The organism is Jiangella gansuensis DSM 44835 (genome assembly GCF_000515395.1).
GTDB lineage: Bacteria > Actinomycetota > Actinomycetes > Jiangellales > Jiangellaceae > Jiangella > Jiangella gansuensis.
The window spans coordinates 3,493,305-3,517,899 of sequence record NZ_KI911782.1; the positions used below are offsets into that span (position 1 = coordinate 3,493,305).

The 24,595-nt window shown below is 70.8% G+C and carries 18 protein-coding genes and 1 pseudogene; 10 read left to right on the forward strand and 9 right to left on the reverse strand.

From position 1 onward, the window contains the following. Window positions 1-78: 78 nt before the first annotated feature. A complete protein-coding gene (locus tag JIAGA_RS30295) occupies window positions 79-513 on the reverse strand; it encodes a hypothetical protein (RefSeq protein WP_051426183.1) in 435 nt (144 codons plus the stop codon). 803 nt (window positions 514-1,316) lie between these two features. Between JIAGA_RS30295 and JIAGA_RS0116615 the strand changes: the two genes are divergently transcribed. The 5 genes from JIAGA_RS0116615 (at window position 1,317) to JIAGA_RS0116635 (ending at window position 6,458) form a co-directional block, all read left to right on the forward strand. Continuing rightward, window positions 1,317-1,946: a hypothetical protein gene (locus JIAGA_RS0116615; protein ID WP_157553241.1), complete on the forward strand. Its 630-nt coding sequence runs from the start codon at window positions 1,317-1,319 to the stop codon at window positions 1,944-1,946. Window positions 1,947-3,728: 1,782 nt separating this feature from the next. After that, a complete protein-coding gene (locus JIAGA_RS36155) occupies window positions 3,729-3,893 on the forward strand; it encodes an ImmA/IrrE family metallo-endopeptidase (RefSeq protein ID WP_342673660.1) in 165 nt (54 codons plus the stop codon). A gap of 581 nt (window positions 3,894-4,474) precedes the next feature. Continuing rightward, on the forward strand, window positions 4,475-4,876 hold the full coding sequence (locus tag JIAGA_RS0116625; protein WP_026876543.1) for a VOC family protein: 402 nt from the start codon (window positions 4,475-4,477) through the stop codon (window positions 4,874-4,876). A gap of 431 nt (window positions 4,877-5,307) precedes the next feature. Continuing rightward, entirely contained in the window at window positions 5,308-5,445 is a 138-nt protein-coding gene (locus tag JIAGA_RS34635) for a hypothetical protein (RefSeq protein ID WP_157553243.1), read from the forward strand. Between the two features lie 77 nt (window positions 5,446-5,522). Then, window positions 5,523-6,458, forward strand: coding sequence for an SDR family oxidoreductase (locus tag JIAGA_RS0116635; RefSeq protein ID WP_026876544.1), 936 nt, complete (start codon window positions 5,523-5,525; stop codon window positions 6,456-6,458). A 445-nt stretch (window positions 6,459-6,903) separates the two neighbouring features. On the opposite strand, the pseudogene JIAGA_RS30305 reads toward JIAGA_RS0116635, so the two are convergent. Further along, window positions 6,904-7,643: pseudogene (locus JIAGA_RS30305) on the reverse strand (MFS transporter); the annotation flags it as partial. A gap of 96 nt (window positions 7,644-7,739) precedes the next feature. Between JIAGA_RS30305 and JIAGA_RS0116650 the strand changes: the two are divergent. The 4 genes from JIAGA_RS0116650 to JIAGA_RS0116665 are packed head-to-tail and all read left to right on the forward strand — an operon-like array spanning window position 7,740 to window position 11,833. Further along, entirely contained in the window at window positions 7,740-8,840 is a 1,101-nt protein-coding gene (locus tag JIAGA_RS0116650; protein WP_026876545.1) for a flavin-containing monooxygenase, read from the forward strand. 30 nt (window positions 8,841-8,870) lie between these two features. Then, a complete protein-coding gene (locus JIAGA_RS30310; RefSeq protein WP_051426185.1) occupies window positions 8,871-9,563 on the forward strand; it encodes a hypothetical protein in 693 nt (230 codons plus the stop codon). 54 nt (window positions 9,564-9,617) lie between these two features. Continuing rightward, a complete protein-coding gene (locus tag JIAGA_RS35715) occupies window positions 9,618-11,246 on the forward strand; it encodes a LuxR family transcriptional regulator (protein ID WP_026876546.1) in 1,629 nt (542 codons plus the stop codon). A gap of 53 nt (window positions 11,247-11,299) precedes the next feature. Next, window positions 11,300-11,833, forward strand: a complete 534-nt coding sequence (locus JIAGA_RS0116665; protein ID WP_157553245.1) for a TetR family transcriptional regulator — start codon at window positions 11,300-11,302, stop codon at window positions 11,831-11,833. 55 nt (window positions 11,834-11,888) lie between these two features. Here the strand turns inward: JIAGA_RS0116665 and JIAGA_RS0116670 are convergent, their stop codons facing one another. The 4 genes from JIAGA_RS0116670 to JIAGA_RS0116685 form a co-directional block, all read right to left on the reverse strand. Further along, a complete protein-coding gene (locus tag JIAGA_RS0116670) occupies window positions 11,889-12,554 on the reverse strand; it encodes a response regulator transcription factor (RefSeq protein ID WP_026876548.1) in 666 nt (221 codons plus the stop codon). Further along, window positions 12,551-14,536, reverse strand: a complete 1,986-nt coding sequence (locus tag JIAGA_RS0116675) for a sensor histidine kinase (protein WP_211239701.1) — start codon at window positions 14,534-14,536, stop codon at window positions 12,551-12,553. The genes JIAGA_RS0116670 and JIAGA_RS0116675 overlap by 4 nt, the downstream gene beginning before the upstream one ends. A 61-nt stretch (window positions 14,537-14,597) precedes the next feature. Then, window positions 14,598-15,368, reverse strand: a complete 771-nt coding sequence (locus JIAGA_RS30315; protein WP_051426186.1) for a hypothetical protein — start codon at window positions 15,366-15,368, stop codon at window positions 14,598-14,600. 336 nt (window positions 15,369-15,704) lie between these two features. Beyond that, on the reverse strand, window positions 15,705-16,826 hold the full coding sequence (locus tag JIAGA_RS0116685) for an alanine racemase (RefSeq protein ID WP_211239702.1): 1,122 nt from the start codon (window positions 16,824-16,826) through the stop codon (window positions 15,705-15,707). A gap of 123 nt (window positions 16,827-16,949) precedes the next feature. Between JIAGA_RS0116685 and JIAGA_RS30320 the strand changes: the two genes are divergently transcribed. Beyond that, window positions 16,950-18,428 carry a fused MFS/spermidine synthase gene (locus JIAGA_RS30320; RefSeq protein WP_035812622.1) on the forward strand — a complete coding sequence of 493 codons (1,479 nt, stop codon included), beginning with the start codon at window positions 16,950-16,952 and terminating at the stop codon, window positions 18,426-18,428. A gap of 21 nt (window positions 18,429-18,449) precedes the next feature. Here JIAGA_RS30320 and JIAGA_RS0116695 read toward each other — a convergent pair whose 3' ends face one another. From JIAGA_RS0116695 to JIAGA_RS0116705, 3 genes are read right to left on the reverse strand one after another with little or no spacing between them, the layout of a single operon-like run. Beyond that, window positions 18,450-19,892 carry a GH1 family beta-glucosidase gene (locus JIAGA_RS0116695; protein WP_026876551.1) on the reverse strand — a complete coding sequence of 481 codons (1,443 nt, stop codon included), beginning with the start codon at window positions 19,890-19,892 and terminating at the stop codon, window positions 18,450-18,452. Then, entirely contained in the window at window positions 19,889-22,234 is a 2,346-nt protein-coding gene (yicI, locus tag JIAGA_RS0116700; protein WP_026876552.1) for an alpha-xylosidase, read from the reverse strand. Before yicI ends, JIAGA_RS0116695 begins: the two co-directional genes overlap by 4 nt. Beyond that, a complete protein-coding gene (locus JIAGA_RS0116705; RefSeq protein ID WP_026876553.1) occupies window positions 22,231-24,591 on the reverse strand; it encodes a glycosyl hydrolase family 95 catalytic domain-containing protein in 2,361 nt (786 codons plus the stop codon). The genes yicI and JIAGA_RS0116705 overlap by 4 nt, the downstream gene beginning before the upstream one ends. Between the last annotated feature and the right edge of the window lie 4 nt (window positions 24,592-24,595).

Genomic DNA, 24,595 nt, shown 5'->3' on the forward strand with positions numbered 1-24,595 from the left:
AGGTGGTCTTCCAGGCGTGCGATGGTCAGCCCGGCGTTGGCGAGGTCGCGGATACTGATGAGGTTGTCGGGGAGGTCTTCAGCGAAGGGTCAGCATGATGTCCCCGGGCTGAAGCACTGTTCCGGCAGCGTGCGTGACCTGGCCGTTTTCGGCGGTCGCGGTCCAGTGAACGATGGTGTCGAGGCCGCAACGTCGCGCTGCCGCGGCGGTGGCGTCGTCCGAGGCGCCATAGGGAGCTCCCAGCAGCGAGCCGACACGTCCGGTGTCACCGTAGCGTTGGTTGAGGATGTCGATGATGGGGTCGAACTGGGTGAGATCCGGGTGAGTGCCGCAGATCTCGTGTGCCTGCTGAGTGGTGAGCGTGTGTGAGTGCACGTAGTTGCCCAGGGCGACGAACTCGGCGAAATAGGAGTGGTTGTAGACGACCGGGTCTTCGTTGAGGAAATAGCGAGACGGGCATGTCGTGCTCTCGGACGATGTCGAGGGCTTCGGTGCTGGGGTGGTGACCGTCATCGGTGGTGACGAACACAACCGGCTTGTCGGTGTCGACCGCCCTTGCACAGGCCGACCGGTGGGTGGCCCGACGTGGCCACGGTGGACGCTGGGCCACCCGCCGCCGTCCTCGTGGAGCGCAATCTCGCGATCCCGTCCGCTGCGGGAAGGATCTCGCTGCACTCTCTCGTGCGCGCGTTCGAGCTGGAGCGGAGGAGACTGACCCTCCAATAGCGCGACGAGAGGTGTTCGCACGAGTCGCCCGACATCTTGCGGAACATGTCTGGGCGGCCTACGACGGGCTCGCACGCGAGCAGGGAGACTCGCCTCGCCCGACCGGGTTTCGCTATCCGAGGTTGCCCTGGACCGCGGACGAGGCTGCCCGCTGGTTGAGCGCTCATCCGCCGGATGTTCTCAGCTCGCGCACCAGGCACCGCAACGAGAGTGCCCGGAGATGCTGTTCCGGATCTCCGAGGGCCTCAGCTGGTGGCTGAATCTCGCCGTGCATCAGGTCTCTGGCCTGAAGCTGCACGAGGCCGCGGCGGAGCACGCCGCAGAGTCAGGGACATTGATGCTCTCGCGATGGCGAACCTGGACACCAGCCAGCTGTACGTGCATGGCGAACACCCGGAACAGGCGCTCGCACTCTTCTCCAGGGCCCGACGTCTCGTCGGCGACGTGAACGACTTGGCCGACCCCGGACTTGCTGGGCGTACTGCGGAACATGGAGGCGCTGGTCCTCACGCGGCAGGGGCGGCTCGAGGACGCCGCGATCCCTGAGCTGGGCAGCCGCCCTCCACGAAGAGCGTGGCGAGGACACCCGCATGCTGTCGGCGCTGACAATCTCGGCGTCGCCCTGCACACAGCCGGCCGGTATGACGAGGAGGCCGACGTTCTGGAGCGCGGGCTGTGTCACGCTGCCGAGACCGGAAACGATCTTCATCGAGCCTTCTTCCTCGTCAAACCGCGGAGAGCTGCTCGTGGAAACCGGCGAGCTTCAACGCGCGGAGAACGATGCACGGGAGGCGATCGCTCTCGCCGAGAACGTCGGCATCCCGTTCCTCGTCGTCTCCGCGCAGGGTGTCCTGGCCGAGGCATCACGTCGTCGCGGTGGCCTGTCATCTGCGGGGGAAGAGCTGGGTCGCGCGCTGGAATCCGTGCGGGAGATGAGGCAAGCTCTCCCGGTCGCCGGAGTGCTGATTCTGGCCGCACACGTCGCCGTGGATCAGGGCGACCGCGCGGGCGTGGAAGCTGCACCGGACGAAGCGGAGCAGCTGTTCGCCGAAGACGGCGACAACATCCTGCGCGGACGTGCCTGGCAACTGCGCGGCGACTTGACCGACGATCCCGCGCAACAGCGCACGCATCGCGCACGCGCTCTCGAAGCGTTCCAGCGGGCTGGGGCAGAGCACCGCGCCGCCGAGATGAGAACACTCGGCGTGCAGCCGTACTGACAGGCAAACCCTCCCGGAAGGGAGGCCTTGGTTCGCCTCGACAACATCAGACACAGTCACCCCTGCCTCCAGCGTTGTCCGGAGTTGTCCGGAAAGGTGACCCCCGTCGCCTTCCGTTGTCAGGCTGAGCGCGGCGCGATCGACGCTCGCGGCAGGGGGGAGCCCCGTGACCCTGCGTTCTCCATCGTGCCGGTTTTGGTTGCATCAGCTGCAGTCCAGAGAAAGGAACATCATGAAGCTGGCAAGTAAGGTGGCGGCGACTCTCTTGTTCGGCGCCTTTGTCGCGCTAGGCGGAGCACAGGCGGCATCTGCCGCCGCCGCGGATTTCAGTGGTGTGGTCGGGTGCAGCTCCTCCGGTGGAGGCGTCTGGAGCTGTCATGATCAGAATGGCAACTTGTGGTACACCGATAACCCGGACTGGAGGCCCTGACGGGGTCGGGACCCATAGGTGCCTCAATCTGTGTTTGCGATAGCGCTGGACGCCCGCTGCATGGGACACGGCAGATTCATTCCAAGCGACTCGGCTAGATCGAAGGTGTCCTCATCGCTCGGGAGTTCGAGGACGTCGAGGTTCTGATACCAGAGCCCGTGTGGGAATCGCGGAACACGACCACCGCGCCCTCAAACGAGCTGCGGACGAACACGACGAAGCCGCCGCGCGCGCTCGCCAGGCACAACTAACCAGGATCCCCAGTGCCCACGATGTCACAGCGACGCGATCCCCGGCAGGCCGTCGTCATTCGGTGTGATGTCAATTGCGAGGCCATTTGCCGTGGCTTTGGGCGTCGCATTGGATCTACTCATATTCGTGAGGTAGGCGCCGTTCCAGGGCCGCAGCATCCAGTCAACATGCCTTCGCCACATTACGACATCAGTTGCTGAACGAACGGCCGTCCAGGCAGCAGTGAGTAGTATCTACGGTAGGACTTGAAACTAGCGTTATACCCGCGACCCTGAGCACCTGCCGCACCAGGCCAGTAGGTGGGCGCACCAGCTGGACATCCAGAGAACGGGTCTGAGCGAAGCTAGCACCAAGCGCTTGGACCCTCATCTTCCAGCGCGTCGCTAAAGTGAACATGAGCCCCAAACACAATCGAACTGACGTCACACATCCGGCGTCGAATCGGTTGGAACACGCGTGGCGCCGACCAACTATGCCGTATCTGAACCTTCGAACCCGGCAACACACGTCGTGACGCCTGTGGCGGCCCACGGCTGAGAACTTCGGCTAGTGCGCACCGAACTGCCGCCATTTTCGCGAGCGCCATGTGCCAACGACATTGGCAGCGGCACAACCGCCGATCGCGCCGATGAAGAACACGAGAGCTACGTGAAATGCAAACATGGGATAGAACAAGCTCGCGGCTATCCCCACAATCGAACCACGTAGCACATGTGCCAAGAGCGGCCTGTCAGGTGCCATGCGTTCCTCTTTAGCTAAGCAATTGCCAACTCTGTCGGTGCCGGAATCATCAAGGTGATCGCACCAAAGATCACAAGTAGGCCCGTCGAGGAGCCCCCAAAAGTTCCGGATACGTATCAACGCGGGCCACTACCAGGCTTCAGGGCCGGCGAAGTAGCCCCCGTCGCCGGTGCCACAACCGAGCCGGCCCAGGCCGCCCGCGGCCTGCGGAAGCACTGGGAGCTCGGCACCGGGCGAATCAAGCAGGTCGTGCGGACACTGGAACGTCACGGCATCATCGTCACTTACGTCAAGTTCGCCGGCGCCGAACTGCAACGTTCGGCGCGTTCTTCACCTCGCAGACACCGAGACCCATCGTCGTGCTGACCCCCGGCCGCGGCGGCGACGAGGTCTACAGGCATCGGTTTACTGCCGCACACGAGCTCGGCCACCTGGTCCTGCACGGCGACGCGCGACCGGTGACCCGCAGCAGGAGAAGGAGGCCGACACCTTCGCGGCGGAGTTCCTCACGTCTGCAGAGATGATCACACCAAAGCTGCCCACAGGATGGACCTGCACGTCCTCGACCGGCTGAGCCAGGAATGGGGCCGTGTCAATCGATTCCCTGATCTACCGATGCAGGGAGGTCGGTGCCATCTCAGAGCCTGCGTACCGCCGCGCCTTCCAGCGGCTCAACAAGCTCCGCAGTCCGTCCAGGATTACCCGGGCGAGCTCCCGAAGATGCTGCGGCAGGCGTTCACCGTCGCCGAGTCTGCCGGTCTCACGCTCGGGCAGCTCGCCTACGAGCTGCGGGTCAACGTGCCGCGGCTGGCCTCCTGCTCGGCGCCGACGACCCCCTGCCGCGCCTTCGTCTCGTCTGAAACTGCTGCACTCACCCGCGGTGATCGCCTCTCCCGGTTGGACTGCCGATCCCGAGCACGTTGCGTTCGGCGCCCACCAGTTCCAACCTGTCAGAAAACGATCGTTAACGGACAGCTGCGCCCCGGCTGCAGCACGAGCTGGGCGAAGGACCTTGCGCTGATCCGTCGCGGCGCTTGGACACGATCGCTGTCCGGATCATCTGCCGACCGAGGGTTCGTGGCACCGAGGACAGTCAACAACGAGTATGAAGCTCTTTGACCTCACCATCGCTGTACCGACCGAAGACCGCCAGCGCGCGTACACCTTTGCGCGGGCGTTGGGGTTCGAGACCCCGGGAGAACTCGCCGAGGACGGGGTTCCCGAACCCCTTCAGGTGGTCGTCAATGAACGCGCACGTGTCGTGTACATCCCGACTGGAGGTTTCGGTTGGGTCACCGCCGGCCGGGCCACCGCCGCCGCGGGGACCGTCGAGTGTCTCCTGAGCGTTACCGTCGACTCGGCCGATGCAGTGGATGATCTGGTTCGCACGGCGGTGGAAGCCGGTGCCATGGCCGCGACCCAACCAGAGCAGCGGGTGTGGGGCTACACAGGCACCTTCGCCGACCCCGACGGCCACCTCTGGGAGGTCTTGCATCCCGCTGGGTGACGCTGAACACGCAGTCGGCCGCGGCGCTACCCGCAGTCGTGGCGGGAACCGATCGGTTTCGGGCGATCGCGGGGCTTCGCGGACTTGGTGCCTGGTGGGTCCTGCCCAAGACACCAGCTCCGTGCGCCTCAACTAACGATCGTCTGCAGCACCGGCGGACACGCCAGCTGTGGTGCGGGCCAGCACCGAAATGCGCGGAGCCGAGGTCCCGGTGTACCCCGGGGTCCTCGACCCACGACTTCCGACCGCTGCGCAGCGGACAGCCAGCGAGGCTGACGCCCCCGCCGAAGCCTGATAGTCCTAGGTGTGACACGACTGGCGTGGCCACGACCCCGTTCGGCGTGTTTACACCGTCCCCACGCTGGCCGCGGTCGCCATCAATCTCGTCAACGTCGTGCTGCGGAGCGTTTCTACAGTGCGGACCAGGTGCCGTGCTGGGGATGCTGGGGGTCGTCACCGCGGCGGTGGTCATCACGCTGCCCGCCTTCACCGTCGTCTCCGCCCTGCGCGCCATCTTCCGCTCCGCGGCTCAGAGGGGGATCGGCGGTCAGTGGATCCGGAAGCCCTGAATCCGCGCGCAGCGAGCTTGCAGCATGGACCCACGCCGACCCGCGGCGGGTTCGCCGCGGAACGAAGGAGACCACTCATGGCTCGCGCGATCGACATCGCCATCCCCGATCAGAGCGGAAAGCGTGCCGTCGTCACGGGCGCCAGTGACGGGATCGGGTTCGTCATCGCCACCCGCCTCGCCGCGGCCGGCGCGGAGGTGATCATGCCGGTTCGCAACCCAGCCAAGGGCGCGGACGCCGCCGACCGGATCCGCGGCCTCGTCCCGGGCGCGAAGGTCGCCACCCGGGCCCTCGACCTGTCCTCGCTGGAGTCGGTGGCGACGCTCGTGGACCAGTTGGTGGGCGAGGGCCGTCCGATCGACATCCTCGTCAACAACGCCGGCGTGATGACCCCACCCAGTCGGCGGGCCACCAAGGACGGCTTCGAGCTCCAGTTCGGCACCAACCACCTCGGCCACTTCGCGCTCACCCTTGGACTGCTGCCGCTGCTGCGGCAGGGCAGGGCGCGGGTCACACACCAGACGAGCGTCGCCGCACGCCGCGGTGCGATCAACTGGGACGACCTGAACTGGGAACGCAGCTACAACGTCAACAAGGCCTATAGCCAGTCCAAGATCGCCGTCGGCCTGTTCGCCCGCGAGCTCGACCAGCGCAGTGCTGTGGCGGGGTGGGGCATCACCAGCAACCTGTCCCACCCCGGGGTCTCGCCGACGAACCTGCTGGCCGCGCAGCCCGGCATGGGCCGGCGGAAGGACACCGCCTCAGTCCGCCTGATCCGGGTGCTCTCGCGCCTCGGCCTGGCGGGCACCGTCGACACCGCCGCGCTGCCGGCACTGCTGGCCGCGACCGGTCCCGACTCGCGGGGGAGCGAGTTCTACGGCCCCAAGGGACGCGGCGACATCAGCGGCGCTCCTGCCCGGCGCGAGCTGTGGCCTCCGCTGCGCAGCATGGACGACGCCCGCACACTCTGGGAGGCCTCCGAGCGGCTGGTCGGCGTGCGATACCCCGCCTGACCTACCGGAGAACGGATCGCCGGCCGTTTCAGTCCGGGAGCGTGCCGGCGATCCGGCCAGCCAAACTCACGGCTAGGACCATCGCGGACACGGCAAAGACCGCGGACGAGAAGGCCGCGGCGTGGTTCACGTTCATGGACCACTACTTTCAGAAGGAACAGCTCGGCGGCGCCGCAGAGCCGATGCTGGAGGGTCACACCTCCCTCGGTTTTCGCCGTTCAGACCCACAACCTCCGTCTCCGGCGGCTGGTCACCGGCGTCATCCACCGCCATCCGGGCGGACCCGATCGCGTTCGCCGAACAGCTGGGAGCACGCGTCGTGCCCTACTGACCGCTATCGAGGCGACCGACCGAGCCTCGATTCGCGGGTCTGCGGTGCTTGGCCAGCGGCGAAGTCCTGTACGTCCCCGGGCCCGGACGGCAGACCTTCAAGCCGACTCGAAGGTCAAGTCCTACTTGTCGGGCCGTCGCTCGGCGAGTGGGTGGGTTCGTACATTCGGACGGCGACGATGAGCCCGGAGACCAGCGACAGCGCGGCGGCGGTCCAGACGGCAGCGGTGAGGTTAACGGCGTCGGTGACGAGGCCGCCGAGAATGGCGCCGACGGCGTAGCCGAGGTCGCGCCAGACGCGGTAGATACCGATGGCGCGGCCGCGCCAGGCGGGGTGGGCGACGTCTCCGACGGCGGCGAGCAGCGCGGGGTAGACCATGGCGGTGCCGAGCCCGAGGAGGACAGTCCCGCTTGCCCATCCGGGGAGGTCGTGGGAAGACGCGATGACGGCGAGCGAGCCGGCTTGGATGAGCATGCCGCCGGTGGCGAGGGGCTTGCGGCCCCATCGGTCCGACAGCCATCCGGTGGCGAGCTGGCCGGCTCCCCAGGCGGCGGGGTAGAGCGCGACGAGGACGCCGATCTGGGCGACAGTGAGGTCGGCGGTGGCGAAGAGGAGGGGGAACACGCCCCAGGACAGGCCAAAGTTCAAGTTGTTGACCAGGCCGGCTTGGCTGGCCGAGGAGAGCGCGGGTTCGCGCCAGGTGACGTCGGCGAAGATCTGCCGATTGTCAGCCGGCGACGGCGGGGAGGAGGCGGTCTCGAGCGCGACGTGGTCGCGGGTCTCGCGAACAGGCAGGAGAGCAGCAAGGCGAGGGCAGCGTAGCTGAGGCCGAGCAGGAACGGGGCCGGCCGCAGGCGTTGACAATGGGTGAATCTACGCATCGACACGGGTGAGCGGTTGGGTGTGCTGACCGATGTGTGGTGCGGTACACCGTACCTAGCGTCGGTGGCATGACCACACAGCACATTGAGACCCTGATCATTGGCGCCGGCCAGGCCGGCCTGTCCACCGGCTACCACCTGAAGCAGCTCGACCGGGAGTGCCTGATCGTCGACGGGCTCGACCGGATCGGAGACAACTGGCGCCGTCACTACGACAGCCTCAGGCTGTTCACCCCGTCCCGAGCCAACAGTCTGGATGGCACGCCGTTCCCCGGCGATCCGTGGGCGTTCCCGACCAGGGACGAGTTCGCTGCGTACCTGGAGTTGTACGCCGTCGAGCACGACCTTCCCGTCCGGATGCGGACCCGGGTCGACCGGCTGACCGCCCGCGAGGTCGGTGGGTTCACCGCCACCCTTGGGGCAGAGGAGGTCACCTGCGGGAACGTCGTGGTGGCCACCGGTACTTTCGGTCGTACGCCGCAGGTCCCGGCCTTCGCCACCGAGATCGATCCCCATATCCGGCAGGTCCACTCCAGCGGGTACCGCCGCCCCTCTCAGCTACCCGACGGGCCGGCGCTGGTCGTCGGCGCCTCGCACAGCGGGTTGGATATCGCCTACGAACTGGCCGAGACCCGGCCCACGACGCTGGTCGGGCCCGACCGCGGGAACGTCCCCCTCGAGTGGGGCTCGCGGCGGTTCCGCGCGGCGTTCCCGGCTATCGAGTTCGCCTTCAAACACGTGCTCACCCGGCGTACGCCGATGGGACGTAAGGCGATGCAGCGACTCCGCCACCATGGTGTCCCGCAGTTGCGCGTCAAGCGCCACCACCTCGGCGCGCGGGACGTGGACTGGATCACCGAGCGCGTCGTGGGCGTCGCCGAGGGGCTGCCGTGCCTCGGGGACGGGCGCACCTTCGATGTCGCGAGCATCGTCTGGGCCACCGGGTTCCGACAGGTCTACGACTGGATCGACGTCCCGCTGCCGATTGAGGACGGCTGGCCGGTGGAATACCGCGGCGTGGTCGACTCGGTGCCGGGCCTTTACTTCTGCGGCCTGGCCTTCCAGTACTGCTTCGCCTCGGGCGAGGTCAACGGCGTGGGCCGCGACGCGGCGTACCTCGCTAACCAGATCGCGGCTCGAACGGCGGCCCGTGCCCCCGCTGCCGCCTGACGATGCGCGACCGCTACCGGGGGACTCTCGATGAACACCACACTCACCAACCGATCCAAGATCACTGACGAGACCCCTGGGGCCAAAGCGAGAGCGCTTGTCGTCGCTGCCGGCCCGGTGTTGCTGACCGCCGCGCTGCTGTGGCATCCGCCGCTTCCCGGCCGACTGCCCGACAGTGCCGGCGTGGCCGAGGCCGCCTCGGCGGGCATCATGCGGTGGGGATTCTCCCATATGGCCGCTGCTCTGGCCTCCGGCGCGGTCGCCGTCGCGTTCGTGGCGGTGCGCGGGTACCTTCGCGAGCGCGGCGACGGCTCGGTCAGCGCGGTCGGGCTCGGGCTGGTGCTGATCGGGAGCACGCTGTTCGCCATGCTCCCCGGGATGGAGTTCGCTGTTGTCGCGGCGCATGAGACCGGAGCCGACCTCGCGGAGACCCAGGCCGCCCTGGAGTCGTGGTTCGTGCCGATTCTTGTCGTCGCTGCGGTGACCTTCGCGTTCGGCACCGTCCTCTTCGCGGTCGCTGTCGTCCGCGCGGCGTCGTTCGCCCGGCTCCCCACGTTGATCGTCGCCGGCGCCCTGGTGGTCTTCGGGCTCTCTCGGATCGTCCCGGTCGGGGTCGTTCAGTTCTACGTGCAGTCGGTGGCGGCGGTGGTGGCATTGCTGCCGTTGGCGGTTGCGATTGGCGCCGCGCGACAGCGGCCGGTACCCGTCGACACTCGCACCTGACCACCCCGCGGACCTCGCGCACGGACTACTAAGCTCGAATCGAGGTGGTGCGCGATGAGCGTGGTCGACGATCTGCACCGGGCCCGTGAAGCCTACGAGCGCCGCGAGTGGGTGGCGGCGTACCGGGCACTGTCGGATCTGGACGATACCCACCTGCGGGCGGACGACTTCGCTGCCCTGGCGATCACCGCGTTTCTCCTGGGCCACCGCAACGACTGTGTCCAGGCGTTGCAGCGTGCCTATCAGGCCGAACTCGACGAGGACGACACCCTGGGAGCGGTCCGTGCGGCGTACTGGTTGGCGATGACTCTGTGGCAGGGCGGGGAACTCGCCATCGGCGACGGCTGGCTGGCCCGGGGCGAGCGGCTGCTCGAGGGAGTCGCAGAGGATGTGGTGGAGCGCGGGTATCTGCTCGAGCGGGCTACGTTCGGGCACGCCGCCAAGGGGGAGTTCGCGGAGGCGGCCGCCGCCGCGCCGAGGGTGACCGGGTACGGCCGACGCTTCGGCGACCCCGACCTGACCGCCATGGGCCTCCATATGGAGGGCCGGTTGACCATTTTCTCGGGTCGGGTCGCCGACGGGCTGCGTCTCCTCGACGAGGCGATGGTCTCGGTCTTGGCCGGTGAGGTCTCACCCATCTTCTCCGGGGTGATCTACTGCTCGTGTGTCGAGGCCTGCCAGCAGGTCTCCGACTTCGGCCGGATGGGGGAGTGGACCCATGCGCTGACCAGCTGGTGCGACAGCCAGCCCGGCCTGGTCGCGTTCACCGGTCAGTGTGCGGTCCACCGTGGCCAATTGATGCGACTGCACGGCGCCTACCGTGACGCGATCAGCGAGCTCGAAGATGCGGTGAGGCGGTACGCCGCGGCAGGGGGAAGTCCCGCAGTCGGACAGGCCCACTACGAGCGTGGCGAGGCGCTGCGCATCAGGGGGGAGTACGACGCTGCCCAGGCTGCCTACACGGAGGCAGCCGCGTACGGCCACCCGGCCCAGCCCGGCCGGGCTCTGCTGTGGCTGGCTCGCGGCCGACCGGATGCGGCGTCGGCTGCGGTCCACCGCGTGGTGGCCGAGGTGCAGGAGCCCGTGCACCGGTCGCAGATGCTGCCGGCCGCTGTCGAGGTTCTGGTGGAAGTGGGGGAGATCGAGGACGCCGCAGCCTTGGCGGACCAGCTCTGCGGGTTGGGATCGGCCTTCGGCTGCACCGCGCTCCAAGCGGCCGGCGAGTACGCCAGAGCATCGGTCGCCGTCGCGCGCGCCGAGGCCGAGGACGCGCTCGCGGCCGCTCGGAGCGCTGCCGACGCCTGGGCCCGGTTGTCCGCGCCGTACGAGGTGGCCCGGTGTCGCGTGCTGATCGGACGTGCGCTCCGACTCCTCGGCGACGCGGAGTCGGCGGCGGCAGATCTGGCGGAGGCACGGAGGGCGTTCGCGGGTCTCGGTGCCGCACCGGCCGAGCACAATGTCACCGTACTCCTGGGGGATCCGCGGGCGCCCGGCGGCTTGAGTCCGCGTGAGACCGAGGTGCTGCGGCTGGTCGCCGCAGGCAAGAGCAACCCCGAGATCGCGGGGGCGCTGGTGCTGTCGGAGAAGACGGTCGCCCGGCATTTGTCGAACATTTTTGCCAAGCTCGACGTCGGGTCCCGGACCGCGGCAGCGGCGTTCGCGTTCGAGCATCACCTAGTCTGAGCCGCGATCCGAGCGTTCAGGTCGCCGCGTCTGGCCGCCTGCAGCGGGCGGCGATGCAGCTGTTCGCCGAGGGCGGCTTCGACGCGACGACGGTGGCCGGGATCGCCGGACGGGCCGGCGTGACCGAGCGGACGTTCTTCCGGCACTTCGCGGACAAGCGCGAGGTCCTGTTCGCCGGCGAGGCGCACCTCGAGGCGGTCTTCGTGGACGCGATCGCCGGCGCACCGGCCGGCACGTCCCTGACCGACCGGCTCGTCGCGGCGCTCGACGCCGGGGGCGGCGTCCTGCAGGACGCACGGGGCCGCGAGTTCGCCCGCGCGCGGAACGAGATCATCACCGCCAACGAGCAGTTGCAAGAGCGTGAGCTGCTCAAGCTGGCGAAACTCTCCCGCGCGGTGACCGGAGCGCTCACGGCCCGCGGCGTCGCTGACGTATCCGCACGCCTGGCCGGCGACGTGGTCGTGTCCGTCTTCCGTACCGCCTTTGCCCGGTGGATCGCACCCGGCGAGGCCCGCGACCTGACCGAGCTCCAGCGCGAAGGTCTCGCCATGATCGGCGACCTGGTGCGAGTTCCCGGCACCTCATGATCATCGGCGATCCACCCCGTCCGGGCGGGGTCGATCGCCGATGATCATGGGAGGGTCAGGCTGGACCGTCGTGGCCGAGGCCGCGTTCACGGGCGAGCACGATCGCGGCCGGCCGGTCCGGCGCGCCGATCTTGGTGAGGATGCTCGCCACGTGGTTGCGCACGGTCTTGGGGCTCAGGACGAGCCGGCGGGAGATGACCGGGGTGTCGTAACCGCGCGCCAGCAGGTCGAGCACCTCCCGTTCCCGGAGGGTGAGCTCGGGGAACGGATGACGGTCGGCCGAGCGGCTCCCGGTCAGGTGGCCGGTGGCGCGGGCGGCGATCCGGGCGCCGAGGATCAGCTCGCCGTTGGCGACCGCCCGCACCGCCCGCTCGACCTCGTCCGGCGTCGCGCCCTTGAGCAGGTAGCCGTGCGCTCCGGCGCGGATCGACGCGACCACCGACTCGTCGTCCTCGTGCATCGTGACCACGAGCACGCGCAGATGCGGGGCACGGCGGAGCAGGTCACGGGTGGTCTCGACACCGGAGCCGTCGCCCAGCTGGAGGTCCATGACGACGACGTCGAGGCCGTCGGTGGGCAGCTGGGCCGCCTCCGCCGCCGATGCGGCCTCCGCGACCACCGTCACGTCGCGCAGCGTCTCCAGCAGGGCGACCATGCCGAGGCGGAACACAGGATGGTCATCGACCACTGCCACCGTGATGGGGCTCGCCGCGGACGTCACCGCACCTCCAGGTGGAGTCGGGCCTCCACGATGGTCCCATGGGGAACGGCGTCGGTGACGGTGAGCGAGCCGCCCTGTTCCTCGGCGCGTTCGCGCATGGACCTCATGCCGACGCCCGCGGACCCAGTGGCGCGGCTCCCGATCCCGACGCCGCCGTCGGCCACCCGGACGACGAGGTGGTCGTTGGTGACCTGGATCGTCACCGCGCACCGGGATGATCCGCTGTGCCGGCGCACGTTCGTCACCGCCTCGGCGATGATGCCGTATGCGGCACCGGCCGCCGGCGCGGGCAGGGGGTCGGGTGGTTCTCCCGTCACCCGGACGACGACATCGAGCCCGCTCGCGCTCCACCGCGCCGCCAGTTCCTCTACAGCGGCGACGAGGCCGAGTTCGTCCAGCACCGGTGGGAGCAGGTGCCGGGAGAGCTGGCGGACGTCCTCGACCCTGCCGTCCAGCTCGTCCTGCAGCGCTGTCAGCAGCGCCGCCGCCCGGTCCGGATCGCGTTCGACGAGGTTCCGCGCGCCCTGCAGCCCCAGCCGGATGCCTGCGAGCGAGGGTCCCAGACCGTCGTGGAGCTCGCGGCGGATCACCCGGCGCTCCTCGAGCCGCACCGACGTCAGCCGCCGCCGGGCGTCGTCGAGGTCGCGGGCGGCGCGGGTCAGCGCCACCCCGGCGCCGACGACGGTGGCGAGCTCGCCGAGATGCCGCTGGTCGCGTGCGCTCATGGCCTCGCCGGGCGGTGTGGTCACGGCGAGCCTGGCCACTTCCTCACCGCGGTGCATGACGGGGGAGTCGACCGGCTCACTGGTCGGTGTCCCGGACGACGCCACCGTCGCGCCGTCGACGACCAGCGCCACCGACTCCAGGCGCAGCGCCTCGCCGACGCTGCCGACCAGCCCCGTGAGCAGGTCCTCCGGATCCGCGGCCCGGCCGAAGTGCGCGCCCACGCGCCGGAAGGCGCGGTCGGGGTCGGCGCCGGTGCCGTGCACGAGCCGGCGTACGCGCTGCTCTATCCACCAGCGCGACGGCTGGACGGCGATGACGACCACGGCCGCCGCCACCCACTGCGCGATCCCCTCGCCCGGAACGATCCCGGAGACGAGGGCGGCCACGGCCACGTACGCGGCTGCCAGTGCCACTGTCAGCGTGCCGGCGACGACGGCCCGGCTCACCGGCAGGTCGAGCCCCCACATCCGCTGCCGGAGGACGGACACGAGGATCGCTGCCGGGAACAGCGCCTGGGCGGCGATGTGCAGCACCGGGGTGAACCAGAACGGCAGCCCGGTGGCGGGAAGTGCGAGCGGCGCGAAGGACACCGCCATGACCGTGGTGCCGAGAGCGAGCCAGCCGAGTCCGACCCGTTCCTCGACGGGTCCGCGGCGCCATCGCCACGCCGCCTCGGCGGCGGCGGCGCCCCCGACGGCGACCATCGCGGCGATGAACACCTCGAAGTACTCGTCATAGTCGACGATGCGGCTGAACGTGAACGCCGCTGTCACCGCGGCCCCGGCGACGACGCCCCACCGGGCCTGGCCGAGCGGATGGTCGCGGATCAGCCACGGTATGACGAGGAACAGCGCCAGCGTGCCGGGCACCCAGGTGATGCCCTGCAGCGGATCGATCCAGGACAGCCCGGGAAGCCCGGGCCGGCGGCCGGCGAGCCCGGTCCACGCGTAGGAGAACGCCGCGACCGCGCCGCCGACCGCGGTGACGGCGAGGATCCACGGCACCGGGCCGGGCCGTCGCGACAACGTCACCCCGGCGACGGTGCCGTAGACGGCGGCGACCGTGACATCGACGACGAAGAACCACAGGTCCGCCGTGACCGGCGGACGAGCCGCGATCAGGACGCCGATCGAGACCGCCGCGATCACCCACGAGGTGACCGCGACGGTCCCGGCGGCACGTGCGGCACCCGGACCGGCGCCCCCCACCGGTCGCGGTGCCGCCGTGACCCGCACCGACTCCGCAGTTACGTCCACGTTCTGTCCCCCCTCGCAGAACGCCAACATTAAAGCCGGGCGGGGACTGTGGGCGCCAGCGTCAGCCGGCGGAGTGCCCAGCGGGCACCCCGGTGGCCGTCCCGGAGGCGCTGCCCTGGGTCCGCCGGTCGCCGAACGCGAAGCCCAGCGCGGTGGCCAGCAGCCAAAGCGGGCCGAAGAACGCCGCCATGTACTGCAGCGGCGAGATCCCGAGGAGCAGGGTCGCCAGGCCGAGGACCAGGCCGGCCCAGCCGAGCCAGCGCGGGACGGCCCGATGCCGCACTCCCGCGACACCGACCGCGAGGGCGCTCATGCCGGCGCCGATCCACACCCATGGCACTGTGCCGAGCCAGTGCCCCACGGTCACCGCGAACTCCGGTGCGAGTTCGTCCTCCGGTGCCTGCAGGCCGAAGATGATCTCGGTGTCGAGGCTGGTCCCCATGAGCTGGGCCACCATGACGAGCACGAGGCCGACCAGGGCCACCGTCGGCGCCAGGCTGGCCGGTCCGAGCCCGGCCCGCAGCCGCCTGGCCAACCCGGCCGCGAACACGGCGAGCAGCGGCAGGCCGGCCAGCGTCAGGACGTGGAAGGCGAGGATCTCGCCGACCATGTCGCGCATGTTGTCCGTGACCGCGACGGCGTCGCCGATCGCGTCCTCGTCGTAGACGGCGCTGATGCCGAGGTTGGCGATCACGCCGCCGATACCGGCGATGCCAGCGCCGACGCCGGCGAGTGCCCACCAGCGTCGGCCGGGTCCGGGCGTCGCGGAAGCCGCCGCGGCGGCCGATGGCGCCCAGTCGCCGGCCGTTCCCGGCTGGATGGTGCTGGACATGCTGTGCCCCCTGTGTGTTCGTGCGACCACCCCCGTGGCCGTCGCTCGGCAGTGATCCTGCCGAGCCCGGTGTCCCGGGCGGAAGGGCCGCGGGCCCGACTTCCCGGGACGGTGACGGGGGCTCCGCACGCTCCGCCGAGACCGGCCCGCCCCGCCCCCTCGGCCCGTCCCGCCCCCCTCGGCCCGTCCCGCCCCCTCGGCCCGCCCCCGGTTGACCTTGGAGAATCCGCGGAATCAATCGGACATTTCGCCCCGCGATTCCGCGGAAACTCCAAGATCAACGGGAGCGAGCGGGCGGGCCGGCCGCGCGAAGCGGACTGACCCGACCCGGCCGCCCTACCAGCCGCGGACCCGGTTCCAGATGGCGGTGGTGCCGTCGGTGCGATGTACGTGGTAGCAGTCGAACTGCGCCGCGGTCGCGCACGCGTGGTTCGGCAGGATCCGCACTCTGGTCCCGACGGGGAGCTCCGGCAGCGGTCGGGCGCTGCCCTCGCGCAGGCTCAGCGTGCCGTGCTCCTGGCTGGCGCCACTCATGACGAGGTCCGGGATGAGAGTGCCGTCGAGGGTGGTGACCAGGCCGTAGCCCTGATCGACCGCCTGGTTGGCGGTGCCACGGTCGCGGCTGGTCGCCATCCACCCGCCGTCGGTGATGATCCAGCCCTTGCCGGGCTGGTGGCCGATGACGGTGACGACGACTCCGAGCGCGAGGTCGTCGACGGTGCACACGCCGATACCGGCCATGACGAGGTCGAAGAAGACGTAGTTGCCGGCGCGCACCTCGGTGATGCCGGTGAGATCGTCGTAGGCGTGCGCCGTCGGTGTGGAGCCGATGCTGACGACCGGGCAGGCGAACCCGGCCCGGCGCAGCGCGTCGGCCGCGGCGACCGTGCAGTCGCGTTCGTTGCGGGCCGCGGCGAGCATGGCTTCCGGTGTGCCGGCGAAGTACGACTCGCCCGCGTGGGCGAGGACACCGGCCAGTGACCCGGTGACGTCGAGCACCCGCGCGATCTCCGGCAGTGCCGGGTCGCCGGGTTCGATGCCGCCGCGGTGGCCGTCGCAGTCGATCTCGACCAGGGCAGGGACGGCATGTCCGGCCCGCTCGGCGGCCTCGTGGACGGCGCGAGCCTGCTCGATGCTGTCTAGCAGGACGGTGACGGTGACGCCCTGTGCCTGCAGGCTGACGACGCGGGCCAGCTTGTGCGGCGCGATGCCGACCGCGTACAGGATGTCGGTGTATCCGGCCGCTGCGAACACCTCGGCCTCGGCGAGCGTCGAGACCGTGATCGGGCCCGGCCCGTCGGGGAACAGATGCGCCGCGATCTCGGTCGACTTCGTGGTCTTCACATGCGGACGCAACGTCACAGCGTGCGGTGCGAGCCGGTCCCGCAGCCGCCGGATGTTGCGCTGCATGGTCGCTTCGTCGACGACGGCGTACGGGGTGTCCGGCGCGGTGGTCATACGGGCCATCCTCTCTGGTCCGGTGTGGGACTCGTGGCGCCGCGTGCCCACGAGGCGGTCGCGGTCACGGCCGGCCGCCGGTAGTACGGTCACTTCGACCGCCGCCGGAAGGAGAGTCACGTCGTGAAGTCCCCGGGGATCGGTACCCGCGCGGGCGCCGTTCTCGTGTTCGGTTCGTCCGCGGCCGTGCTGGTGGTCGAACTGGCCGCGCTGCGGCTGCTGGCGCCCTACGTCGGGCTGACGCTCGAGATGAACACGATCGTCATCGGCATCGCGCTGGCGGCTATCGCGTTCGGGTCGTGGGCGGGTGGCCGCGCGGCGGACCGGGTCTCGCCGCGCCGGAGCCTGGGGCCGCTGCTGGTCCTGTCCGGGCTGGGGGTCACGGTGACCCCGACGCTGGTGCGGCTGGCCGGCGACGGCCCGGCCGTCCTGCTGGTCGGTGGCGCCTGCATCCTGGTGCCCGCGGCGCTGCTGACCGCTGTCACACCGATGGTCACCAAGCTGCTGCTGGTCGACCTGGCGTCCACCGGCACGGTGGTCGGCAAGCTGTCGGGCATCGGAACGGCCGGGGGTATCGCCGGGACCGTCCTCACCGGGTTCGTCCTGATCTCGGTCGTCCCCGTGAGCACGATCATGCTCGTCCTCGGAGTGACCCTGGTCGTGGTGGGTGTGCTGGTCGATCTCGCGGTGCGCCGCCGGCCGGCTCCTCGGCAGGTCCTGGTGGGTTTGGTCGTCGTCGGCGGTGGTGTCGCCGGCGCCGCCGCCGTGCCCAGCGGCTGCGACGCCGAAACCCGCTACCACTGTGCCGCGGTGGTCGACGACCCCGACCGCGACAGCGGCCGGGTGCTGGTGCTCGACGGCGTGCGGCATTCCTACGTCGACCTCGACGACCCGGAGTACCTCGACTTCGCCTATGTCCAGGCGATGGCGTCGCTGGTCGACACCGCGTACGCACCTGGACAGCCGCTGGACACCTACCACCTCGGCGCCGGCGGGCTGTCGATGCCGCACTATCTGGACGCCGTGCGCCCGGGTTCGACCAGCGTGGTCTCCGAGATCGACCCCGGTGTCGTCCAGGTGGACCGGGAGCGCCTGGGCGCGCGGACCGGCGACGACCTGCAGGTGCGGGTGGAGGACGGTCGGACCGGCGTCCGCGGCATCGCGACCGGCTCCCGGGACCTGGTCGTCGGCGACGCGTTCGGCGGCGTCAGCGTGCCCTGGCACCTCACCACCGTCGAGGCGGTCGCCGACATCCAGCGCGTGTTGCGTCCCGGTGGCATCTACACCCTCAACATGATCGACCACGGCGAGCTCGCGTTCGCCCGGGCTGCCGTCGCCACCTTGGGGGAGCGGTTCGCCCACGTCGCCGTCGCGACGGCTCCGGACACCTGGGCCGGCCGCGACGGCGGGAACCTCGTCGCGGCCGCATCCGACAGCGCCCTGGACCTGGCCGCGTGGGGTGAGCGCCTGGCCGAGCGGGGCAGCGACTGGAGCGTCGTCGGCGGGCCCGGCCTGGAGGACTGGATCGGGGACGCCCGGGTGCTCACCGACGATTTCGCCCCGGTCGACCAGTTGCTCACGCCGTACCCTCGCCGGGGGTGACGACGCCGGCGGCGCGGCCGGTCAGCTCGGCAGGCCGGGCACCGGCGGGATGCTGCGGGTGCGGACGAGTTCGGCGTACCAGTGGGCGCTGTCCTTCGGCAGCCGTTCCAGCGTCTCGTAGTCGACCCGGACGATGCCGAACCGCTTGGAGTAGCCGTAACCCCACTCGAAGTTGTCGAAGAGCGACCACACCTGGTAGCCGCGCAGGTCGACGCCGCGCTGCATGGCCCGGTGCGCCGCGGTGAAGTGACGGCGCAGGTAGTCGGTGCGCTCCACGTCGTGGACGGCGCCGTCCTGGACGACGTCGTCGAAGGCGGCGCCGTTCTCGGTGACCATCAGCGGCAGGCCGGGGAACTGCTCCGACAGCGACACCAGCAGCTCTTCCAGGCCGTCGGGCGCGATGTTCCAGCCCATCGCGGTGTACGGGCCGGGCTGCTCCAGGAACTCGATGTCGTCCGCGCCGGGCCAGGGCGATCCGCCCATGTCCTTGTGGCCGTCGTTGGTCTGCCGGGGGCTCGTGCCGTCCCACACCCGGACGGTCGCGGTGGAGTAGTAGTTCACGCCGAGCAGGTCGATCGGCTGGTGGATCGCGGCGAGGTCGCCGGCGCCGACGAAGGACCAGTCGGTCACCGAGGACGTGTCAGCGATGAGGTCCGCCGGGTACTCGCCGCGCAGCATCGGCCCGGTGAAGGCCCGGTTGGCCAGTCCGTCGATGCGGCGCTTCGCCTCGGCGGCGGTGTCGTCGACGCCGCGCAGCACGTGGAAGTTCAGGGTGACGGAGTATCGGGCGTCCGGCTTCGTGACGACGTCGCGCAGCCGCCGGACGGCCAGGCCGTGGCCGAGGTTGAGGTGGTGGACGGCGCGCAGCGCGTCCACGCCGTCGGTGCGGCCGGGGGCGTGTGCGCCGGAGCCGTAGCCGAGGTACGCCGAGCACCAGGGCTCGTTGAGGGTCGTCCAGGTGTCGACGCGGTCGCCGAGAGCCGCGCCGACGATGCCGGCGTACTCGGCGAAGCGGTACGCGGTGTCGCGGACCGGCCAGCCGCCGGCGTCCTCCAGCGGCTGCGGCAGGTCCCAGTGGTAGAGCGTGGCGATCGGCGTGATCCCGCGCTCCAGCAACCCGTCGACGAGCCGGGAGTAGAAGTCGAGGCCCTTCGGGTTCACCGCGCCCGAGCCGGCCGGCTGGATCCGCGGCCAGGCGATCGAGAACCGGTACGCCTGCAGCCCGAGGCTGCGCATGAGGTCGAGGTCGGCGTCGAGCCGGTGGTAGTGGTCGACGGCGACGTCGCCGGTGTCGCCGTTCCAGACCTTGCCGGGAGTCTTGCTGAACGTGTCCCAGATCGACGGCCCGCGGCCGTCCTCCGCGGCGGCGCCCTCGACCTGGTAGGAGGCGGTGGCCGAGCCGAAGACGAAGCCGGCGGGGAAGACGAGGCCCGAGTCGCGGTAGTCGGCGGTGCCGGTGGTCATGCGGTGATCTCCAGTTCTCCGGTCCGGGTGGAGGTGGTGGTGCCGTCGGGGGTCCGGGCGGTGAAATCGGACAGGTCGGTGGAGCGGATCCGGGTGCTCCCGTCGCGGCGGACGATGGTGAAGTGTGCCTGACGGCCCCCCGGGGTGGTGACCCGCAGGTCACTGTCGCCGTCCGGGCCGGGGAAGACCCGCAGCGTCAGGCCGTCGGTGTACTCCGCGTCGGGCTGCGCCTCGCTGGGCCCGAACGGGATCACCGCGCCCGGGCGCACGTAGAGCGGGACGCTGTCGAACCCGTGCACCTCACGCCGCCAGCCGCCGCCGTCGACGGTCTCGCCGCTCAGCAGGTGCGTCCACCGTCCCGGCGGCAGGTAGAAGTCGACGGTGCCGTCGGCGGAGAAGACCGGCGCGACCAGCAGATCCGGGCCCAGCAGGTACTGCCGGTCCAGGTGTTCCACCGCGGGGTCGCCGGGGAAGGCCAGCTGCATCGGCCGCATGACCGGCACCCCGCTCCGGCTCGCGTCCAGGCCGGCCTGGAACAGGTACGGCATCAGGGAGTTCTTCAGCCGGGCGAAGCGGCGCATCACCGAGACGGCGCTCTGCGGATCTGCCTCGTCGCGGCCCTCGGCCTGGTCGAACAGCCACGGCACCCGGTAGCTGGTCGAGGCGTGCAGCCGGGTGTGGCTGGAGAGCAGGCCGAACACCGTCCAGCGCTTGAAGACGGCCGGGTCGGGCATGCCTTCGAAGCCGCCGACGTCGTGGCTCCAGTGCGCGAAACCGCTGAGGGCCAGCGACAGCCCGCCGCGCAGCGTCTCGGCCATCGACTCGAAGGACGACGAGCTGTCGCCGCCCCAGTGCACCGGCATCCGCTGCCCACCGGCGGTGGCCGCGCGGGCGAAGACGACCGCTTCGCCGGTCCCGCGCTCCTTCTCCAGCACGTCGAAGACCGCCCGGTTGTACAGCTGGGCGTACCAGTTGTGCATGTCCCCGGGGCGGGAGCCGTCGTGCCACACCACGTCGGTGGGGATCCGCTCGCCGAAGTCGGTCTTGATGGCGTCGACGCCCTGGCGCAGGAGGCCGCGCAGCTTCTCCTGGTACCACCGGGTCGCCTCCGGGTTGGTGAAGTCGACCAGGCCCATACCGGCCTGCCACATGTCCCACTGCCAGACCGAGCCGTCGGCCCGGCGCACCAGGTAGCCGTGGTCACGGGCCTCGGCGAACAGTGCGGAGCGCTGCGCGATGTAGGGGTTGAGCCAGGCGCTCACTCGCAGGCCGCGTTCGCGCAGCCGGGCGAGCATGCCCTCCGGGTCGGGGAAGACGCGCGGGTCCCATTCGAAGTCGGTCCAGTTGAACTCGCGCATCCAGAAGCAGTCGAAGTGGAAGACGCTCAGCGGGATGTCCCGTTCCCGCATGCCGTCGACGAACGACGTCACCGTCGCCTCGTCGTAGTCGGTGGTGAAGCTCGTGGACAGCCACAGCCCGTAGGACCACGCCGGGACGGTGGCGGCCCGCCCGGTGAGCGCGGTGTACCGCTCCAGGATGCGCTCCGGCGTGGGGCCGTAGAGGACCATGAAGTCGAGGCTCTCGCCGGCGACGGAGAACTGGACCTGCTCGACGGTCTCGGATCCCACCTCGAACGAGACGTGGTCGCGGTGGTTGACCAGGACGCCGTAGCCGCGGTTGGTCAGGTAGAACGGGACGTTCTTGTAGGCAAGGTCGCTCGACGTGCCGCCGTCGGCGTTCCAGACGTCCACCGTCTGGCCGTTCTTGACCAGCGGGCCGAACCGCTCACCGAGGCCGTAGACGAGTTCGCCGACGCCGAGGGAGAGCTGTCCGCGCAGGTAGGTAGGCGCGGGCGCCAGACCGGTGCCGGTCACGCCGGCCAGGCCGGTCGGCTCGGCGGCGACGGCGGCGCCGGGCGCGAGCCGCATGAACCCGAGCGACTTGTGTCCGCTGCGTGTCAGCACCTGTCCGTCGGCGGCGAAGCTGAGGTCCCACGGCGCACCCGGTGCGATCCGGGCCTCCAGCGGGCCGGTGCGCAACACCCCGCCAGCCTCGTCGACGGTGGTGACAGCCGCCCCTTCGGTGGCTCCGACGAGGTCGAAACCCGGATCGGTGGGGGAGCCGACATGCCGCTCCACCCGGACGCGGGCGACCCCTTCCAGCGGGCTGGACAGGGTGACGGTGAGCATGGGCCGGTTCAGCGTGTCACCGCGTCGCGTGATGACCTTCGTCGGCGCCGAGACGACGATGCTGTCGTCGCGGCGTTCGATGTCGTACGCCTCCTGGGCGTACAGCGCGTCGACTCCGGGGCGCAGGGTCCAGAATCCGTCGGTGAACTTCAACTACTGCTCCTGAGTCGTGGTGCTGGTGAACGGTCCCAGTCGACGGTGACCGGGCGGTCGGCCGCGATGTTGACGAGCCGGCTGGTGGCGCCGTGGCGCACCAGGCGCGGCCCGGCCTGTCGCGGCCCGATCGCTTGCAACGTGACGGTGGCCGGGACGCCGTCACGCCAGGTCAGGTCGACGGTGATGCCGGGTTCGGCGACGAGGCCGCGCACCGTGCCGGACGCCAGCGCCGCCGGCCACGCGGGCAGCAGGTCGACGACACCGCCATGCCCTTGGACCAGCGCTTCGCACACGGCGGCGGCGTAGCCGAGGTTGCCGTCGAGCTGGAACGGCGGGTGGGCGGCGAACAGGTTGGCGTAGAGCCCGCCGGCGTGCGCGGCCGCGTCGGTGGCCGGGCGCACCAGGTACCGCAGCAGCGCACCGAAGCGTTCGCCGTCGCGCAGCCTGGCCCGCAACGCCAGCTTCCACGCCAGCGACCAGCCGGTCGAGTCGTCGCCGCGTGCGTCGAGGGTGCGGGCGACGGCGGTGGCGAGTTCGTCGTCGAGGTCCGCGCCGCCGGGGTAGGCGAACACCAGGTGGGAGAGGTGGCGGTGGTGCGGCTCGACGTCCACCGCTCCCGGGTGCCATTCCTGGACGGTGCCGTCCGCGGCGACGGCGGGTGGACGGAGGCGGCCACGGGCTGCGCCGGCCGCGGCGACGACGGGGTGGTCCGAGCTGCCGAGTTCGGTGGCGACCTCGCCGACGACGCGGAAAAGCTCGGCGGCGAGCGCGCGGTCCATGCCGCTGCCCGTGGTGAGCGCTGCCGGTCCGTCGGCGGTGGCGTACCGGTTCTCCGGCGACGTGGACGGGAAGCTCACCAGCTGGCCCTCGTCGTCCGGCTCGAGCAGGTCGAGGACGAACTCGGCGGCGCCAGCCACCAGCGGCCAGAACCGTTCCAGCCAGGCCGCGTCGGCGGCTCCGAATCGGCGCCGCCGGTCGAGCTGGCACACCAGCCAGGCGCCGCCCATCGGCCACTGCGACCACGCGGCGTCACCCGAGGTCGGCGCGGTGAAGGCCCAGGCGTCGGTGTTGTGGTGAGCGGTCCAGCCGCGGGCCCCGTAGAGCCGCGTCGCGGTCTCCCGGCCCCGGTCGGCGAGCGCCTCGACCAGCTCCAGCAGCGGATCCTCGGTCTCGGGCAGGCCGAGCGGGCCGGCGGGCCAGTAGTTCATCTCGGTGTTGATGTTCAGCGTGTACGCCGACGACCACGGCGGCTGTAGCTGCTCGTTCCACAGGCCCTGCAGCGTCGCCGGCAACCCGCCCGGCCGGGAGGAACTGACCAGGAGATAGCGGCCGTAGTCGAACAGCGCCTCCAGCAGGGCCGGGTCGGCGGTGGCGTCCGGTCCCAGGCCGGCCACCCGGCGGTCCGGGTCGGTGAGAACGCCGGGGACGTCACCGGTCGGGTCTGCGGGGGCGTCCAGCCGCAGGCCGACCCGGTCGAACAGCGCCCGGTGCGCGGCGACGTGGCGCGACCTCAGGTCGCCGGCGGCTCGGGCCAGCGCCGCCTCGACCCGGTCCTCGGCCGTGCGCGCCGCGTCGCGGGCGTCGCCGCGGGGCTCCTGGCCCGCGCCGGTGAACGTCGTCGCCGTCGCCAGCACCAGCCGCAGGGACCGGACACCACGGAACCGGAGCCCGCCGCCGTCGGGGCCGGCCATGGCGGAGCCGTCGTGCACGATCCCGGCGACGACGGCACCCTCGACCGGCTCGACCCCGTCGACGTGCCACCGCAGCGGCGGTTCGCCGGGCTCGTGGCTCGGTGCCACGTCGGCCGGCAGGGCGAGGTGCAGCCGGAGCCGGTCGCCGGTCAGCTCATGCCCGAGGTCGCGCAGCGGGCTGGTGGCGGCGACGGTCACGTCGACCGGTTCCATCGCGGTGAGCCGGTGCACCAGCACGCCGTCCGGCGCGCTGACGAACGTCTCGTGCCGCACCCCGCCCGCCGAGGCGACGTGCACCGCGTCGGCGAGGTCCAGGGTGCGTTCCACGTCACCGGCCGGGGCATGCCGCACCTCGACGTCGGCGAACGGCAGGTATGCCTGGGCGTACCGGGCCTGCAACGCCTCCAGCTCCCGCTCCGCCGCGACGGCCTGGCCGCCGGCCAGCAGCCGCCGGGCCGCGGAGCGGGCGGCCGCCGCCGTGGCCGCGCCGACCCGGCCGCGCCGGTGCTCGCTGGCCGGCGAACCGGACCACGCGGTGCCGTCGTTGAGCTGCAACCGGACGCCGTCGGCACCGGCCAGCACCATGGCTCCGGTGCGGCCGTTGCCCAGCGGCAGCCCGTCGAGCCAGTCCCGCGAGGACCGGCGGTAACGCAACGCACGCATGTCG